The following is a 20,960-nucleotide window of genomic DNA, read 5'->3' on the forward strand; positions in this document are numbered from 1 at the left end:
TTACTCGATGACCACGATCCGCACGTCCTCGTCCGCCGCCTCGGTCGACTCGCCCACGGTGACGAACCAATGGCTGACCTCTCCGTCGGCCAGGTCGTCCGCGATCTCGTCCGCGCCGGGCAGCACTGACAGTGCACCGGATATTGCCGCGGTCAGGAACTCGAGCAGGGCGGCTCGGCCGGAGATGGCGGTGGTGAAGGTTGTCGATTCGTAGTCGATGTCGTATTCCGAGCGGACCTGTTCGGCCTGCTCGAGTGCCTCGGTTTGGCTGAAGGCATGGGTCGTGCCGTCGGCCGCGAGGACTACGAAGGCCGGGTGTTCCTCGGCGAGCGGGCGGACCCGATCGGCGTAGGAGACCGGGTGCGATGCGGCGGCGGCCAGTTCGGCTCGGACTGTCGGATCGCTCGGGACCAGCCAGTTGATCGCGCCGTCGGTCGGTTCCAGGGTGATACCGAAAACGGCTCCGGCGGTGGCCATTTCGGCGGTGGACAGGTCACCGGCGAACAGGCATGCGGCACCGGCCTTCTGGATGGCCCAGACCGCGACCACCGCATCGACCGAACGCGGCAGCGCCAGGGCCACCACATCGCCTGGTCCTGCACCGTGTGCGATGAGCACCCGGGCCAGTTGCGAGGAACGGCGATCCAGGACGTGGTAGGCGATTTCGTCACCGTCCGCCAGCAGCGCGGGCGCCTCGGGATCCGCCTCGACCACCTCGGCGAGCACCTTCGACACCGTGCGCGCACCGACCCGGCCCACCGGTTCCGGGGCGGGCGCCGTTGCCGCGATACCGGATTCGACGAGCAGGCGGGCCCGCTCATCGGTATCGAGGATATCGATATCGCCGACCAGCCCGGCCGGATCGCCGATCAGGGCTTCCAGCACCCGAATCAGCCTGGTGGACAGGGTTTCCACCTCATCGGCGCTGAACCGGCTGATGAGGTACTCGAACGTGAATTCGAGGGTGGACTCCGCGGTCACCTGCAGGGTGAGCGGATAGTGCGTCGCACTGTCCACACCGACATCGGTCACCGCCATGCCGTCGATCGAACTCGCCGCGGCGATCGCCTCCCGATCGATCGGGTACGACTCGAACACCAACAGCGTGTCGAAGTGCGAGGCGATTCCGGCGGCCCGCTGGATATCGGACAGGCCGACGTAGTGGTGATCGAGCAGCTCGGCCTGATCGCGTTGCAACTTCGCGAGCTGATCGTCGATCGACGCGCGGTCATCGATGCGCACCCGCACCGGAAGCGTATTGATGAACAGACCGACCATCGACTCCACGCCGGTGAGTTCGGCGGGCCGACCCGACACGGTGGCGCCGAACACCACATCGGCGCGGCCGGTGAGCCTGCCGAGCAGGATGCCCCAGGCCGCCTGCACCAGGGTGTTGACCGTGATGCCGAGTTCGGCACAGTGCTTGGTCAGCTGGCGGGTGCGGTCGGCGTCGATCTGGGTGATCAGTTTGGCGGTCTCGTAGGTCTCGACCGACCGTGCGGGCGCGGCCAATTCGGTCGGTTCGGTCGCACCGTCGAAGGCATCGGCCCAGACCCGCAACGACGCGTCCTGATCGCGGGTGGCGAGCCAGTCCAGGAAGTCGCGGTAGGAGGAGACCTGCGGCAGTGCCGACTGATCGCCACGCGTCGCGTAGAGCACCAGCAGATCCCGCATCAGCAGCGGCATCGACCAACCGTCGAGCAGCACATGGTGCGTGGTGATCGCCAGCGACCATTCCTCGGCCGCGGTGCGCAGCAGCGTGTAGCGCACCAGCGGCGGGGTGGCCATATCGAAGCGCTCGGCGTGGTCGGCCTCGATCCGGCGACGCAGTTCCTCGGCCCGCTCCGCCTCCGGCAGTTCGGTGAGGTCTACGACGCGCCATGGCACTTCGACCCGATCGAGCACGACCTGCCGCACCTGTCCGGTGGAGTCGGTGACGAATGCGGTGCGCAGATTCGGGTACCGATCCAGGATCGCCTGCGCGGCCGCGTTCAGCCGTGCCACATCCACCGTTCCGGCCAGCCGCACCACCGCCTGAATGGTGTAGACGTCCAGGGTGGCCGTGGTCATCAGCGCGTGGAAGAGCAGACCGGACTGCAGCGGCGAGACCGGCCAGACATCGTCGAGGCCCGGGTAGGTCTGCTCCCACAGTTCGATATCGGCCTGGCCGACCCGCACCAGGGGCAGATCCGACGGCGTATGACCACCGGCATTCGGCCGCTGCGCGTGCTCGGCCAGCGCGGTGAGCGCGGCAATCCACAGCTCCGCCAACTCCTGCACCTGCTCCGGGGACAGCAGCCCGACCGGGAACTCGAAGGTGGCGAGCAGCCGCGGACCATCGTCCTCATCGCCTACGGTGACCGCGATATCGAGCGCCCCGTTCGCGGGCATGGTGGCATCGCGCTCGATCTTGATCGCCGCTTCCTGGTACCGGAAGCCCACCTGACCCGCCGGCGGCAGTTGTGCACCCACCCCGTCGGCTCCGCCGACGGCCATCCCCCTGAGCAGCAGACCGTGGCCGACGCCCTGATCGGGCACTGCGAGCAGCTGTTCCTTCACCGACTTGATGAGCGCACCCGCGGCAGCGCCGCCGTCGAACGCCTCGGCCAGATCGATCCCGCCCAGCGCGAGCCGGGCCGGGTAGACGGCTGTGAAAGCACCGACTGTGCGTGACAATTCGGCACCGGGCACCGCGGCCCGACCGTCACCGTCGAGCCGGATCAACACATCCGATCCGTGCTCTTCGCCGCGCCAGCGCACCAGCGCCATGGCCAATGCCGACAGCAGCCCGTCCGGCACCCGACCGTGGAACCGCGCCGGAACCGTGGTGAGCAGTACCTCGGAGATATCCGTCGGCACCTCGATGCGCACCCGTCGCGTGGTGGCGACGGTATCCAGCGCAGGATCGAAGGCCCGCGCGCCGAGCAGCGGCTCGGGTGTGGCCGAAACCTCCTGCCAGAACGGCAGTTCGGCGGCGTGGCTATTCGCCTGCTCGGTCAGGCCGTAGGCCCAACGCCGCAGCGAGGTACCGACCTCCGGCAGGGCGACCTGCTCGTCGGCGATCAGATCGAGCAGATCGCCGGTCAGGATGCCGAGGGACTTCGGATCGGCCGCGAACCCGTGCACCACGACCAGCATGAAGTTGCCGCCGTCGAGCCGTTCGGCGGTGCAGCGCACGAACTGCGCCATCACACCGTTGGCCGGATCGAGGCGATCCGCGGCGGCCGCGCGTTCGTTGTCGGCGCGCCGCATGAGCTCGTCATAGCCGTAGTCGTCATCGAGGTCGGTATCGAAAGCGACCTCGTGCACCAGCGCATCGATATCGACGGCACCGCGCTCGAGCGCTTCGAATTCCCAGACCTGATCGACCCGGCGCAACCGAGTGCGCAGCGCATCGTGCCGGTCCACCAGTGCGGCGATCGCCGCGCGCAGCCGATCTCCGTCGAGTTCGCTCGGCAGTGCCACCGCCGTCTCGTAGGAGAAGCGCTGATAGGCAGGGCCGTTCGCCAGCACCGCGGCGATGCTCGGCGGCAGCGGGATCTCACCGATCCCACCGCCGGGCAGCTCCGCCATAATCGCCTGCCGCAGATCCGCGGCCGAGGTCGCGATGGCGGCGAGGCCGGCGACGCTGCGCTGGTCGAAGACGTCGCGCACGGAGAACACCACTCCGGCCGTCTTGGCCCGCGATACCAGCTGGATCGACAGGATGCTGTTACCGCCGAGTGCGAAGAAGTCGTCGTCGGCGCCGATTCGTTCGATACCGAGCACATCGGCGAACACACCGGCCACGATCTGCTCGACCGGGGTGACCGGCGCGCGGAATGCGGCCTGTTCGAAGGTGGGCTGCGGCAAGGCGTTTCGATCGAGCTTGCCGTTCGCGTTGAGCGGCAAGGCGTCCAGCGCCAGGAAGGCGCTCGGCACCATGTACGACGGCAGCTCCGCGGCCAACGCCGACTGCAGCGCGTCCTTATCGAGTTCACCGGTGGTCGCAACCACATAGGCGACCAGGCGGTCACCGAGGGCCGGATCGGTATGCGCGAGCACCGCGGCCGAGCTGATCGAGGTCTGGCGAAGCAGCGCCGCCTCGATCTCGCCGAGTTCGATGCGGAAACCGCGGATCTTCACCTGGAAATCGGTACGACCGCGGTACTCCAGCTCACCGGCGGCGTTCCAGGCCACCAGGTCACCGGTGCGGTACATCCGAGCACCGGATTCGAACGGATCGGCCACGAACCGCTCCGCGGTCAGATCCACGCGCCCGAAGTAACCGCGTGCCAATTGCGCACCGGCCAGATACAACTCACCCGAAACACCCGCCGGCACCGGACGCAACCGCGAATCCAGCACATACACCCGGCTGTTCCACTCCGGGGCACCGATCGACACCGAGCCGGTATCGGCATCGGTCACCTCGTGGTTGGTGATCGAGACCGCGGCCTCGGTCGGACCGTAGAGGTTGAACAGAGTAGCCGCGTTCGACTCCCGGAACCGCTGCGCCGTCGCGGCGGGCAGCGCCTCACCGATGGCGAGTACCCGACGCAACGACTCGGGCAGCTGCCCGTCCGATTCGATCAGCAGGGCATCCAACATCGACGGCACCACATGCAAGGTGGTGACGGCGGTATCGCGCATCAGCGTATTGAGGTAGGTCGGATCGCGATGTCCGTCGGCGGACGCGATGACCAGTCGGCCACCGGAAACCGCCGCCGACCAGAACTCCCACACCGAGAGGTCGAAGGTGGCCGCGGTCTTGAGCACGACCGCGTCATCAGCACCGAGATCGAATTCGCTCGTCTTCCACAGCAACTGGTTGACGATTGCCGCATGCGGCACCGCGACACCCTTGGGACGACCGGTCGAACCCGAGGTGAAGATCACGTATGCGGTATTCGCCGGACGCAGTGGCGCGATCCGCTCCACGTCGGCGATCGGCGCGTCCGCGAGGTCGGCGAGTGCGTCCATCCGAACGACGTCGGTCACCGAGGTCTGGAAATCGGTGTCGGCGTTGGTGAGCACACACAGTGGCCGAGCGGTGTCGAGAATGTAGTCGGTCCGCTCACCGGTCTGATCCGGATCCAGCGGCACGTACGCGCCACCGGCCTGGGTCACCGCGTACATCGCGACCACCAGGTCCACCGAGCGGCGCAGTGCCAGCGCCACCCGTGCCTCCGGTCCGACACCCAGCGAAATCAGGTGCCGGGCAAGCTGATTCACCCGAGAGCCGAGTTCGCCATAGGTTATGGCGGTGCCGTCGTCGCCGACCAGCGCCACCGCGTCCGGCGTGGTCGCCACGGTTCGGTCCAGCAGCGAGGCCAGCGTCGCGGACGAATCCACCTGCTGCGCCGTCGCATTCCAACCGGAGACCAGTTCGCGGCGCTCGTCCACGGCCATGATCTCGAGATCACCGACGGCCGCGCGCGGCGCCGCGATGATCTCGGCGAGCACGCGTGCGAAGCGGTCGGCGAAGCCACGGACGGTATCCGGGTCGAACAGGTCGGTGGCGTAGGTGAAGTACCCACCGATACCGGACGGAATTCCGTCCTCGTCGTAGCTGTCCGCGACGATCAGATGCAGATCGAACTGCGAGAGCTGGGTGTCGATATCGAATCCGGCCACGGTGAGTCCGGGCAGTTCCAGCGTGGTACGCGCCAGGTTCTGGAACGAAAGACCCACCTGGAACAGCGGATGGCGCGCCTGCGACCGGACCGGGTTCAGCACCTCGACCAACCGCTCGAACGGCACATCCGCATGCGCGAACGCCTGGATATCCGTCTCGCGCTGGCGTCCGAGCAGCTCGGTGAACGGCTCGCCGCGATCCAGCTGGGTACGGAACACCAGGGTGTTGACGAACATGCCGATCAGATCGTCGAGCACGGCCTCACCGCGGCCTGCCATCGGCGTACCGATCGCGATGTCATCGGTGCCCGAGAGCCGCGAGAGCAGTACCGCGAATGCGGTGTGCACGACCATGAACAGCGTCGCACCCTCGGCCCGGGCCAAAGCGACCAGCTCACGATGCGTTTGCGCGTCGATGCTCAGTTCGACCTTGCCGCCCGTGAAGGACTGCACGGCCGGACGCGGGCGATCCGAGGGCAGATCCAGCTGATCCGGCACATCCGCCAACGCCGACTGCCAGTAGGCGATCTGCTTGGCCGCCAGCGACTCCGGATCGTCCTCGCTGCCGAGCAGCTCACGCTGCCAGATGGAGTAGTCCGCGTACTGCACCGGCAGCGGCGTCCACGTCGGGGCTTCGCCGACCGAGCGGGCCGCGTACGCCGTCATCAGATCCCGGGTCAGCGGGCCCATCGACGAACCGTCACCGGCGATATGGTGCACGACCAGCACCAGCACGAACTCATTCGGGGCAGGAGAGGAGCCTGCGGAGCGACCCGAGGACACAGCGGTGGGTGCGTCGGTCACCTGGAACAGCTCGACCCGCACCGGCACCTCGGCGGTGACGTCGAACGGCGCCGCCATCACCGCGATCACCGTGGATTCCAGCTCCGCGGCCGCGATCGGCCGCAGCGCCAGCGCCGGAACAGCCTGCGCCACCGGCAGAATCACCTGTGCCGGGGCACCCGCGGTCTCCGGGTACACCGTCCGCAGGATCTCGTGCCTGCCGACCAGATCCGCCATGGCCGCCCGCAGCGCGTCGACATCCAGCGCACCGGTCAACCGGACCGCGATGGGCAGGTTGTAGGCCGCCGACTCGGTGTCGAAGCGGTTGAGGAACCACATCCGCTGCTGTGCCAGCGACAACGGCACCGGATCCGGCCGAGGACCGGCGACCAGCGGCCGCCGCTCGCCAACGCCGGACAACTGCTCCAGCTTCACCGCCAGGGCCGCCACGGTCGGCGCCTCGAACAGCGCGCGCACCGGCACCCGGCCGCCGATCGCGGCACTCAGGCGGCCGACCACCTGGGTGGCCACCAGCGAGTTGCCGCCGAGGGCGAAGAAGTCGTCGTCGGCGCCCACGCGCTCGATACCGAGCACATCGCCGAAGACACCCGCCACGATCTCCTCTACCGGCGTTGCCGGGGCACGGAATTCGCGAGTGGTGAACGTTGGTTCGGGCAGCGCCTTGCGGTCGAGCTTGCCGCTGGAATTCAGCGGGAAGGCATCGAGCACGACGATGGCCGCCGGAACCATATAGCCCGGAAGCACATCCGAGACCTCGGCCAGCAGTGTGCGCTGGTCGATCGACTGACCCGGTGCGGGCACCACGTACGCGACCAACTGGTCGCCGAGTGCCGACGCGGCCACCAGCGCCACCGCCTGGCTCACCGCGGCATGTGCCAGCAGTGCCGTCTCGATCTCGCCGAGCTCGATCCGCTGACCGCGGAACTTCACCTGGAAGTCGGTACGCCCCAGGTATTCCAGGCGATGACCCGCATCGGCGGGTTCGCGCCAGACCACCAGGTCGCCGGTGCGGTACATCCGCGCACCGGGCGCGAAGGGGTTGGCCACGAAGCGATCCGAGGTCAGATCCGGACGCGCGACATAACCGCGGGCCAGCTGATCGCCAGCGAGGTACAGCTCACCGGCCACACCGGCGGGCACCGGACGCAGCCGCGAATCCAGCACGAACACCTGAGTGTTCCACTGTGGCAAGCCGATCGGCACGGTGCGCACATCCGTCTCGCCCGCGGGCCAGTAGGTCACCGACACCGCGGCCTCGGTCGGGCCGTACAGGTTGTGCAGCACCGCATCCGACACGGCGCGCCAGGCCGTCACCGTTTCCGGCGGCAGTGCCTCACCGATCACGAACACGTCCCGCAGCGTCGGCAGCGAGCCCGCTGCCAGCTGTGCGGTGAATACCGTCAGCATGGACGGCACGAAGTCGGTGACCGTAACCCCGTGCGCGGCAATCGCATCCGCCACGTAGGCGGGGTCGCGATGGCCGTCGTGGGTGGCGACTACCAGCTTCGCGCCCGCGCGCAGCGGCATGAAGTAGCCCCACAGCGACACGTCGAATGTGGTCGCGGTCTTCTGCAGGTACACGTCATCCGGGCCGAGCGGGTACTGCGCGAGCATCCACTCGATTTGGTTGTTGATCGCCGCGTGCGATACCGCGACGCCCTTGGGGCGACCGGTCGAACCCGAGGTGAAGATGACGTAAGCCGGGTTGTCCCGGGTGACCGGGCGCAGCAACTCACCGGGTTCGATCGGAGCGGAGGAGAACCCGTCCAGCTCCAGCGAATCCAGTTGCAGCACCGGAATGTCCGCGGGCACCGGCACGGCGTCGGACGCGGTAGTCACCACACACGTGGGCTGGGCGGTGTCCAGGATGTGCGCGATCCGCTCCGCCGGATGATCCGGATCCAACGGCACATACGCGCCACCGGCCGCGACGATCGCGTACATGCCGACAACCAGATCCAGCGACCGCCGAACGGCGAGGCCGACCAGCGACTCGGCACCGACGCCCTGCGAAATCAACAGGCGGGCAAGCCTGTTCACCCGCTCGTCGAATTCGCGATATGTCAGCGTCGCGGAGCGACTCGATGCGGGGTCTTCCTCGGGCGACGGGTGGGCCAGTTCGGCACCTTCGAACGCCACCGCGACGGCGTCCGGATGCGCCGCTGCGGCGCGCCGGTACCCGTCGAGCAACAGCTCGGGCCGCACCGGATGCGCGGTGGCGTTCCAGCCATCCAGCATCCGTTCCCGCTCGACCGCGGTGAGCAGTTCGAGATCGCCCACCGCCGCACGCGGCGCGTTGATGATCTCGCCGAGCAGTCTGGTGAACCGGTCCGCGAATCCTTCGATCGTGCTCCGGTCGAAGAGGTCGGTGGCGTAGGTGAAGACGCCAGCGATGCCGGCGGGCGCCCCGGACTCGTCGTAGAGGTCGGAAAGAATCAGGTGCAGATCGAACTGGGAGATGTGGGTATCGAAATCCACACCCGAGACCGTGAGATCCGGCAATTCCAAGGTCGTCTGGGCCAGGTTCTGGAACGACAGACCCACCTGGAACAGCGGATGGCGCGCCTGCGACCGCGCGGGGTTCAGCACCTCGACCAACCGCTCGAACGGCACATCGGCATTGGCGAATGCCTGGATGTCGGTTTCGCGCTGCCGCCTGAGCAGGTCCGCGAACGGCTCGGCCGAATTCAGCCGGGTACGGAACACCAACGTGTTGATGAACGTGCCGATCAGATCGTTCAGCGCTGCCTCACCCCGGCCCGCCATCGGCGTACCGATCGCGATGTCGTCCGTGCCGGACAGTCGCGACAACAGCACGGCCAGTGCCGTGTGCACGATCATGAACAGCGTCGCGCCCTCGGCCTGTGCCACACCGCTGAGACCGCGGTGGGTATCGGCGTCGACGCGCACCTCGACGGTGCCACCGGCGAAGGACTGCACCGCGGGCCGCGGACGATCGGCGGGCAGATCCAGCTGCTCCGGCAGATCGGCCAGCGCGCCGCGCCAGTAGGCGACCTGCTTGGACATCAGCGAATCCGGATCGTCCTCGCTGCCGAGCAGTTCGCGCTGCCAGATGCTGTAATCCGCGTACTGGACCTCCAGCGGCGCCCAGTTGGGTGCCACACCGGCCGAGCGCGCCGCGTACGCCGTCATCAGATCACGCGTCAACGGTCCCATCGAGGAACCGTCACCGGCGATGTGGTGCACGACCATCGCGATCACGTATTCGGGAGCCGAACTGTCGGTGTCGATCTCGAACAACCGCACCCGCACCGGCACCTCGGCGGTGACATCGAACGGCGCCGAAATCAACTCGACAACGGCGGATTCGACCTGATCGGGCGTGACCGTCCGGACGTCGAGCTCCGGAATCGCCTGTCCCACCGGCAGAATCAGCTGCACCGCACCCGACTCGGTCTCGGGGTAGATGGTGCGCAGCACCTCGTGCCTGCGCACCAGATCCGCGATGGCGGCGCGCAGTGCGGCCACATCGAGCGCGCCGGTCAACCGCACCGCGATCGGGACGTTGTAGGCGGCGGACTGGGTGTCGAAGCGGTTGAGGAACCACATCCGCTGCTGCGCCAGCGACAGCGGAATGCGTTCCGGCCGTGGACCGGCGACCAGCGCGTGCCGTCCGCGCCCGTCGGCCTGCTGTTCCACCCGGATAGCCAGTGCGCCGACGGTCGGGGCCTCGAACAGCAGTCGAACGGGAACACGGGTATTCAGCGCCGCGCCGAGGCGGGCCGCGACCTGTGTCGCGAGCAGTGAGTTACCGCCCCAGGCGAAGAAGTCGTCATCGAGACCGAGCCGCTGCGCCTGCTCTCCGGAACCGAGATGCAGCACCTCGGCGAAGGTTTTCGCGACGATCTCCTCGATCGGAGTCACCGGCGCGCGGAAGACCGCCTTCTCGAAGGTGGGCTCCGGCAAGGCCTTTCGATCCAGCTTGCCGTTGGCATTCAACGGCAGCGCATCGAGGGTGAGGAAGACCGACGGCACCATATAGGACGGCAGCTCGGCGGCCAATGCCGCTTGCAGCCGCACGTTGTCGAGCTCATCGACTTCGGGGACCACGTAGGCGACCAGCCGGTCACCCAGGTTCGGGTCGGTGTGTGCGAGCACCGCGGTGGCCGAAACCTCGGGCTGGCGCAGCAGCGCCGCCTCGATCTCACCGAGCTCGATCCGGAAACCGCGGATCTTCACCTGGAAGTCGGTGCGACCGCGATACTCCAGTCCGCCGTCGCTGTTCCAGGCCACCAGGTCACCGGTGCGGTACATGCGCTCACCGGTGCGGTACGGGTTGGCCACGAAGCGATCCGCGGTCAGGTCAACGCGTCCGAAGTAACCGCGCGCCAACTGCGCACCGGCCAGATACAACTCACCGGAGACACCGACCGGCACCGGACGCAGCCGCGAATCCAGCACGTACACCTGGCTGTTCCACTCCGGCGCACCGATCGGCACCGAAACGGTGTCGGCATCGGTGACGGTGTGCGCGGTGATCGACACCGCGGCTTCGGTGGGGCCGTACAGATTGAACAGCTCGGCCGCGTTGTCCCGCCGGAATCGCTGCGCCGTCGTCGCCGGCAGCGCCTCACCGATCGCCAGCACCCGCCGCAGCGACTGCGGCAGACGGCGAGCGGATTCGGTGAGCAGCGCGTCCAGCATCGACGGCACCACGTGCAGCGTCGTGACGCCGGTGGAGCGCATCAGCTCGTTGAGGTATGCGGGATCACGGTGACCATCGGCATCGGCGATGACCAACCGGCCACCGCAGACGGCGGCCGACCAGAACTCCCACACCGACAGGTCGAAGCTCGCCGCGGTCTTGAGCAGCACGGCGTCGTCGGTACCGAGGCCGAATTCCGCCGTCTTCCACAGCAACTGGTTGACGATCGCCGCATGCGGCACCGCAACGCCCTTCGGCTGGCCGGTGGAGCCCGACGTGAAGATCACGTACGCGGTATTAGCCGCCGCCAGCGGCCGCAGCCGGTCACCGTCGGAGATCGGATCGTCCGCCACGCCGGACAGATCCAGCTCGTCGATCGACACCACTTCGGCAACGGTGCTGCCGAAATCATCGCGACCGGTGCTCAGCACGCAGACCGGTGCCGCGGTGCGCAGGATGTAGTCGGTGCGCTCGGCGGGCTGATCGGGATCGATCGGCACATACGCCGCACCCGACTTCGCCACCGCGTACATCGCGACCACGAGATCCACCGAGCGCCGGATGGCCAGCGCCACCCGGTCCTCCGCGCCGACACCGAGCGTGATCAGGTGCCGCGCCAGGCGGTTGACCCGGTTGTCCAACTCGGCGTAGGTGAGCGTCGTGTCCTCGGCCACCAGCGCCACCGCATCCGGGTGCGCCGCGACCGTGGCGTCCAGCAGCGACGTCAGCGTGGTCGCGGCGTCGATGTCGAGCGAGTGCGCGGTGTCGTTCCAGGCACGCAGAATTCGCGTGCTCTCGGCGGGAGAGAGCAGATCGATCTCGCCGACCGGCACGTCCGGATCGGCCAGTACGGCATCGAGCACCAAGACGAAGCGGTCGGCGAAGCCCTGCACCGTCGCCTCGTCGAACAGGTCGGTCGCATAACCGAATTCGGCGACGATCTGGGCGGGCGTACCGTCCTCGGCGTAGCGGTCGTACAGCGTGACGTGCAGATCGGTCTTGGCCAGCTGCGAATCGAAGTTCACCGCGCTCACCGACAGGCCGGGCAGCGTGAAGGTGGTCTCGGCCAGGTTCTGGAACGAGAGTCCGACCTGGAACAGCGGGTTGCGCGCCGTCGAACGCTCCGGGTTGAGCACCTCGACCAGTCGCTCGAACGGCACATCGGCGTTCGCGAATGCCTCCAGGTCCCGCTCGCGCACATCGGTGAGCAGGTCGGCGAAGCTGTCACCGGGCTCGATGATGGTCCGGAACACCAGGGTGTTGACGAACATACCGATCAGATCGTCGAGTTCGCGTTCACCACGACCCGCGATCGGGGTGCCGACCGCGATGTCGTCGGTACCCGACAGTCGCGAAAGCAGTACGGCCAGCGCGGCATGGGTGACCATGAACAGCGAGGCGTTATTGGCCCGCGCCAGCTCGTGCAGCTTGGCGTGCTTATCCGGTGCGATCTCGAAGCGAATCGCCTTGCCCTGGAACGACTGCGCGCGCGGGCGCGGCCGGTCGGCGGGCAACTCCAGCTGATCGGGCATGCCCGCGAGTGCGGACTGCCAGTAGGCGACCTGCTGTGCCGCAAGCGATTCCGGATCCTCCTCGGAGCCGAGCACCGCACGCTGCCACAGCGCGTAGTCGGCGTACTGCACCGGCAGCGGCTGCCACTGCGGGATCTCCCCCTGGGCCCGTGCCACATACGCCGCCATGACATCGCGGGCCAGCGGACCCATCGACGAACCGTCGGCCGCGACATGGTGCACCGTGAAGGCCAGCACGTGCTCCTGTTCGGCGAGCCGGAACAGCCCCACCTTCAACGGCACCTGCACGGTGACATCGAAGGTGGTGAGCGCGAATTCGATCACCGCGGCGACCAGGTCCGACTCCGAGATATCGGTGACGGTCAGCTCCGGCACGGCCTGTTCGGCGGGCAGGATCACCTGGTGTGGGCCACTGGCCGAACTCGGGTAGGTGGTGCGCAGCACCTCGTGCCTGGCGAACACATCGCCGAGCGCCTGCTCCAGCGCCGCCACATCCAGCGCACCGGACAACCGCACGGCGAGCGGGATGTTGTCCACGGCCGAGGTGGTGGTATCGAACTGGTTGAGGAACCAGTAGCGCTGCTGCGCGGGCGAGAGCGGAATCCGGGCCGGGCGCTCCCCCGCCACCAGCCGCGGCCGACTGCGGCCGGAACCGGCATTGTGTTCGGCCTTGGCCGCCAGCGCGGCGACCGTCGACGCCTCGAACAGGTCGCGGACCGCGAGCTGGGTATCCAGCGCCGCGCCGATGCGCGCGGTCACCTGGGTGGCCAGCAGCGAGTTGCCGCCGAGTTGGAAGAAGTCGTCGTCCAGGCCGACCCGCGCGACACCGAGCACGTCGCTGAACACGCCCGCCACGATCTCCTCGATCGGAGTGGACGGTGCGCGGAACACCTTCGCCTCGAATACCGGCGCGGGCAGCGCCTTGCGATCCAACTTGCCGGAGGCGTTGAGCGGGAACGCATCCAGGACGACGAAGGCCGTCGGCACCATGTACGCGGGCAACTCGCCAGCGAGTTCGGCGCGCACCTGGTCGATATCGATCGAACGATTCGCCGCCGCGATCACATATCCGACCAGCTGATCGCCGAGGCGGTCGTCGGAGCGGACCACAACGGTGGCCTGCGCGATCGGTTCCAGCGCGGTGAGCGCCGATTCGATCTCGCCGAGTTCGATGCGCAGACCGCGCAGCTTCACCTGGAAGTCGGTGCGGCCCAGGTATTCCAGCTCACCATTCGCTGTCCAGGTGACCAGGTCACCAGTGCGGTACATGCGCTCGCCGGTGCCGAACGGGTTGGCAACGAAGCGATCCGCGGTCAGATCCGGACGCGCCACATACCCGCGCGCCAACTGGGCGCCCGCGAGATACAGCTCACCCGCGACACCGACCGGAACCGGGTGCAGGCGCGAATCCAGGACGTACACCTGGGTGTTGAATACCGGCGCGCCGATCGGCACGGAGACCGTATCGGCGTCGGTCACCTCGTGATAGGTGACGTCGACCGCGGCCTCGGTCGGGCCGTACAGGTTGTGCAGCCAGACGCCGGTCAGCTCGCGCAACCGCTGCGCGGTCACCGCGGGCAGCGCCTCACCGGAGGCGAAGACATTGCGCAGATCGAAGCATTCGCCCGCCCGGTCGTCGGCCACGAACACCGACAGCATGGACGGCACGAAGTGCACCGTGGTGACCTGCTCCTGCGCGATGGTCTGGACCAGGTAGGCCGGATCGCGATGGCCATCCGGCTTCGCGATGACCAGGCGCGCGCCGACCTGCAGCGGCCACCAGAATTCCCATACCGACACATCGAAGGTGGCGGGCGTCTTCTGCAGCACCACATCGCCGCGATCGAGCCCGTATTCGGCCTGCATCCAGACCAGACGGTTGACGATCGCGGCATGGCTGACCGCGACGCCCTTCGGACGGCCGGTCGAACCCGAGGTGAAGATCACGTATGCGGTATGCGAAGGCCGCAGCGGCGCAAGGCGTTCGGCATCGATCAGCGGCTCACCGGAGTATGCCGCGAGATCCAGTGCCGAGATATCCAGCGTCGGCGTCATGCCCGCGTCGAACTCGTCGGCGGCCGTGGTCAGGACACAGACCGGATCGGCGGTGTCGAGCACATACCGAGTGCGCTCGGCCGGATGATCCGGATCCAGCGGCACATACGCGCCACCAGCCACGCTCACCGCGTACATGCCGATCACCAGCTCGAAGGAGCGACGCATGCCGAGCGCGACCATCGAATCGGGGCCGACACCCAGCGAAACCAGGTGCCGGGCAAGGCGATTCACCCGAGCGGTGAATTCGTCGTAGGAAAGACTCGTCCCCTCGAATGTCAGCGCGGTCGACTTCGGGCTCCGGGCGGCCTGCTCCTCGAACATCGAGACAAGGGTGGCCTGGGCATCGACGACATAGGCCGTCTCGTTCCACTTTTCGAGCACCAAGGTGCGCTCGGCGGCATCGAGCAGATCGACATCACCAACGGCGACGGCCGGATCCGCGACCACCGCGTGCAGCAGGCGGACCAGGCGCTGCGCGACACCGGCGATCGTCTTCGCGTCGAACATATCCGTCGCGTAGGCGAATTCGGCGGTCATGCCGTTCGCATTCCCGGCCGCGTCGAGCCGGTCGGCGAGGTTCAGGTGCAGATCGAATTTCGCGGTCACCACATCGAGCGGCACACCGGCCACCTCGAGACCGGGCAGCTCGAACGATGCCTCACCGGTGTTCTGGAACGACAACATCACCTGGAACAGGGGATGGCGCGCCTGCGAACGGGCCGGGTTGAGGATGTCGACCAGGCGCTCGAACGGCAGGTCGGCGTGGCCGAAGGCGGCCAGATCGGTTTCGCGTGCCCGCGCGACCAACGCGGCGAAGGACGCACCCGCATCGACCGGCGTGCGCAGCACGAGCGTATTGACGAACATGCCGATCGCATCGTCGAGCACGGCCTCGCCACGACCCGCGACCGCGGTGCCGATGGCGATATCCTCGCTGCCCGACAGGCGCGCGAGCAGTGCCGCGAACGCCGCGTGCACCACCATGAACAGGCTCGCACCGTTCGCACGGGCCAGTGCGTTGAGCTCGGCAAGCAACTGCGCGTCGATGCCGAATTCGTAGACATCACCGCGGTTGGACGCGACAGCCGGACGCGAGCGATCCGAGGGCAGATCCAGCTGATCGGGCAGTCCGGCCAGATTCCGCGACCAGTACGCGACCTGCTGGGCGATCAGCGATTCCGGATCGTCCTCGGAGCCGAGGGTGTCGCGCTGCCAGAGCGCGAAGTCGGCGTACTGCACCGGCAGCGGCGCCCATGCGGGCGATTCGCCGCGGTTGCGGGCCGCGTAGGCGACCATCACATCGCGGGCCAGCGGACGCACCGACCAGCCGTCACCGGAGATGTGGTGCACCACGAAGACCAGCACGTGGGTTTCAGTCGACGAGCCGTCTGTATTTTCTGGTCGCTGCGCAGGCTCGGCTCCCGCATTTTCTGGTCGCTGCGCGGGCTCCGCTCCCGCCGGCGCCTCGAGCCGGAACAGCTTGGCGCGCACCGGAACCGCCGCGGTCACGTCGAAGCCGGTCAGCACCAGTTCGCTGATGCGATCACGAATATCGGCCTCCGACACCACGACCGGGGTCAGGTCGAGGTGGACCTGGCCGGTGGGCAGCACGACCTGCACGCCCTGACCGTCTGTGGTCTCCGGGTAGACGGTGCGCAGCACCTCGTGCCGGTCCATCACATCGGCGACGGCCATGCGCAGCGCATCGGTGTCGAGTGCGCCGGTGAGCCGGACCGCCAGCGGGATGTTGTTGACCGCGGTCTGGTTGTCGAAGCGGTTGAGGAACCACATCCGCTGCTGGGCCAGCGAGAGCGGAATCTGTTCCGGCCGTGGTCCTGCGGTCAGTTCCCGACGTCCGCCGGTGCCCTGCTGCCCCTCCATCCGCGCGGCGAGCGCGGCCACATTCGGCGCCTCGAACAGCAGCCGCACCGGGACGCGGGTGTCGAGTGCGGCGCCGAGGCGGGCGACCACCTGGGTGGCGATCAGCGAGTTGCCGCCGAGGTCGAAGAAGTCGTCGTCGAGTCCGACCGGACGCGCGCCGTCCGCACTCGACAGACCGAGCACCTCGGCGAAGGTATCGGCCACGATCTGCTCGATCGGGGTCGACGGTGCGCGGAATTCCTTGGCCTCGAAGGCGGGTTCGGGCAGCGCGCGGCGATCGAGCTTGCCGTTGGGGTTCAGCGGCATGGCGTCGAGCACCATGAGTGCCGCGGGGACCATGTAGGACGGCAGTTGTGCGGTCAGGTGCCTGCGCAGCTCGTCGACGTCGACGGTCGCGCCGTTCGCGGGTACCACGTAGCCGACCAGCTGGTCGCCGGTCCTGACATCCGAACGCACCAGTGCCACGGCCTGTGCCACCGAGTCGTGTGCGGTGAGGGCGGTTTCGATCTCCCCCAGCTCGATGCGCAGACCACGCAGCTTGACCTGGAAGTCGGTCCGGCCGAGGTATTCGATCGAACCGTCTGCCTTGCGGGTGACCAGGTCGCCGGTGCGGTACATGCGAGCGCCAGGCGCGCCGAACGGGTTGGCCACGAAGCGATCCGCGGTCAGATCGGTACGCCCGAAGTAGCCGCGCGCCAACTGCGCACCGGCCAGATACAACTCACCCGCGACACCCGGTGCGACCGGATGCAGCCGCGAATCCAAGACATACGCCTGTGAATTCCACACCGGCAGGCCGATCGGCACCGCGCCTTCGACCTTGTCGGCCACCGGGCCGTGCGTCGCGTGGACGGTGAATTCGGTCGGGCCGTACAGGTTGTAGAGCTCGGCCGAGCTGACCCGGCGAATGGCGGTCGCGGCATCGGCGGTGAAGGCCTCACCCGCGATGAGGAGTGCGCGCAGCGATACCAATGCCGCGCTGCCGACGGCCGCGTCCACGCTGCCAGCGAAGACGCTCAGCATCGATGGCACGAACGAGGTCATGGTCACCCGCTCGGCCGCGATCACGTCGGCCAGGTACTGCGGGTCACGATGGCCGTCGGGGCTGGCTACCACGATCCGGCCACCGGTCGAGAGCGGGCCGAACAGTTCCCACACCGACACGTCGAATGTCGCCGGAGTCTTGAACAACACGACATCATCGGCACCGATACCGTATTGACCGGTGATCCAACGGATCTGGTTGACGACGGCAGCGTGCGACACCGCCACACCCTTCGGCCGACCCGTCGAACCGGACGTGAAGATGACGTACGCGGGATTGCGCGGCCGCAGCGGGGCGATCCGCTCCGCATCGGTAACCGGCTCGTCCGAGTACTCGGACAGATCCAGGTCATCAATAACGAGTGTGGACAGACCGGCGCCGTCGAAGTCGTCGCGCGAGGTGGTCAGCACGCACACCGGCGCGGCCGAGTCGAGCACATAGCCGATCCGCTCGGCGGGCTGATCGAGGTCCAGCGGCACATAACCGCCACCTGCCTCCTGCACGGCGTAGGCCGCGACAACGAGGTCGACCGAGCGCCGGAGACCGAGGGCCACCAGGCTCTCCGGGCCGACTCCGTCCGCGATGAGGCGTCGTGCCAACCGGTGCACGCGAGCACCGAATTCGGCATAGGTGAGCGAATCACCCGTCGCCGGATCCACGATCGCGACCGCATCCGGCGTCGTCGCCGCCTGCCTGGCGAATTCGTCGACCAGCGTCGCGACCGTACCGAGATCGCGCTCGGTGTCGTTCCAACCACGCAGTGCCAGTTCGGCTTCGGACGCATCGAGCAGTTCGATATCGCCGATTGCCCGATCCGGTTCGGTCGCAACGGCCTGCAGCAGTCGGTTGAACCGCTGTCCGAATGCCGTCATGGTGTCGGCGTCGAAAAGATCAGTGGCGTAGATCAATTCGGCCGTGATGCCCGATGGTGCGACCGCGGTGTTGGCACCGGCACCGTTCGAGGTGCTGATCGGGATCGCGGTCTGTTCGGAAAGGACCAGCTGCAGATCGAATTTGGCCACATCGATCGGCAGCTCGACACCGCTGACCGTGAGTCCGGGCAGTTCCAGACTGTTCTGGCCGGTGTTCTGGAACGACAGCATCACCTGGAACAGCGGATGGCGCGCCTGCGAACGGACCGGGTTCAGGATCTCCACCAACCGCTCGAACGGCAGATCGGCATGTCCGAACGCGCCGATATCGATGGCACGCACGGTGCGCAGCAGTTCGGTGAAGGTGGCCTCGCCGTCGATCGGCGTCCGCAGCACCAGGGTGTTGACGAACATGCCGATCAGATCGTCGAGCGCGCGCTCACCACGTCCGGCGATCGGCGTACCGATCGCGATGTCTTCCTCGCCGGACAAACGTGACAACAGCACGGCCAACGCGGTGTGCGCGACCATGAACAGCGTCGTCCCCCTGGTGCGCGCGAGTTCGGTGAGCTTGCCGTGGGTTTCGGCATCGATCTCGAACATATGCGTGGCACCACGGCCCGATGCCACCGCCGGACGCGGCCGGTCGGCGGGCAGGTCGAGCTGTTCGGGCAGCCCGCGCAGGGTCTTGGACCAGAACTCGATCTGCGCCGAAATCACCGATTCCGGGTCCGATTCGGCGCCGAGCACCGCGCGCTGCCACAGCGCGAAGTCGGCGTACTGCACCTCGAGCGGACGCCACGAGGGCTCGCCGCCCTCGACGCGGGCGGCGTAGGCCGTCATGACGTCGCGGGTGAGTGGGCCCATCGAGAAGCCGTCGGCCGAAATGTGGTGCACCACCAGGGCGAGCACATGTTCGGTCGGGCTGATCTCGAAGAGCTTGGCCCGGAACGGAACTTCGGCGGTGACGTCGAAGCCGGTCAGGATGACATCGGCAACCCGCTGCGGCAGTTCGGCTTCGGTGACATCGATCGGCGTCAGATCCGGGATGACCCGTGCTGTGGAGACGGTCTGCTGGTAGGCGGTGCCGTCGTACTCCGGGTAGTAGGTGCGCAGCGACTCGTGGCGGGCCAGCACATCGGCGACCGCGATCTGCAGTGCCTGCCGGTCGAGCAGACCGGACAGGCGCACCGCGGCCGGGATATTGTCCACGGCCGATTCCGGATCGAAGCGGTTGAGGAACCACATGCGCTGCTGGGCCAGCGACAGCGGCACCCGCTCGGGGCGCGGCTGCGGGACCAGGGCGGTACGACCACCGGCACCCGCACGGGACTCCGCGCGGGCCGCGAGTGCGGCCACCGTGGAGGCCTCGAACAGTTCGCGGACACCGAGATCGGTATCCAATGCGGCCGAGAGCCGGGCGGCGACCTGGGTGGCGCTCAGCGAGTTGCCGCCGAGTGCGAAGAAGTCGTCGTCGAGGCCGACGCGCTCCAAGCCGAGGACATCGGCGTAGGTGGCCGCGATGATCTCCTCGACCGGCGTGGTCGGCGCGCGGAATACCGCGGCCTCGAATACCGGTGCGGGCAAGGCCTTGCGATCCAGCTTGCCGGAGGCGTTGAGCGGGAAGGCGTCGAGCACGATGACCACCGACGGGACCATGTACGCGGGCAACTGCCGCGCCAGATCCTCGCGCACCGTCTCGATATCGAGCCGCAGGTTCGGCGTCGCGATGACATACGCGACGAGCTGGTCGCCGGTGTGCTGATCACCGCGCACCACGACGACGGCTTGGGCGATCTCGTCCAGCGCGGTGAGCGCCTGCTCGATCTCGCCGAGCTCGATGCGCAGACCACGCAGCTTCACCTGGAAGTCGGTGCGGCCCAGGTAATCCAGCTCACCCTCGGCCGTCCAGGCGACCAGGTCGCCGGTGCGGTACATGCGCGCGCCATCGGCGGCGAACGGATTCGCCACGAACCGATCGCTGGTCAGATCCGGACGTGCGACATAGCCGCGCGCCAACTGGGTGCCCGCGAGGTACAGCTCACCCGCGACACCGACCGGAACCGGGCGCAGTCGCGAATCCAGCACGTAGACCTGGGTATTGAAGACCGGCGCACCGATCGGCACGGTGTCGGTATCGGTCGCGACCACCTCGTGGAAGGTGACGTCGACCGCGGCCTCGGTCGGGCCGTACAGGTTGTGCAGCGCCGCACCGGTCAACTCGCGCAGGCGATGCGCGGGCTTGGGCGGCAGCGCCTCACCGGAGGCGAAGACCAGCCGCAGCGAATCACACCGCGCCGCGGCGGCATCGGCCACGAAGACCGACAGCATGGACGGCACGAAGTGGGTGACGGTGACCCGCTCCGCGGTAATGATCTCGGCGAGGTAGGCCGGATCGCGATGCCCGTCCGGCTTCGCGATGACCAGCCGCGCACCGATCTGCAAGGGCCAGAAGAATTCCCACACCGAAACGTCGAAGGTGGCGG

The 20,960-nt window shown here is 67.7% G+C and carries 1 protein-coding gene (cut by a window edge); it reads right to left on the reverse strand.

The window, feature by feature from the left end; translation table 11 throughout:
- A protein-coding gene (locus ACQP2U_RS37280) for a non-ribosomal peptide synthase/polyketide synthase (RefSeq protein ID WP_433716714.1) crosses the window boundary here: on the reverse strand, positions 1-20,960 show its 3' portion. It continues 23,038 nt past the right edge of the window; only the last 20,960 of its 43,998 coding nucleotides appear in the window; its start codon lies beyond the right edge, outside the window; its stop codon occupies positions 1-3.

The sequence above is a fragment of the Nocardia sp. CA-084685 genome, from assembly GCF_050955785.1.
Classification (GTDB): Bacteria; Actinomycetota; Actinomycetes; order Mycobacteriales; family Mycobacteriaceae; genus Nocardia.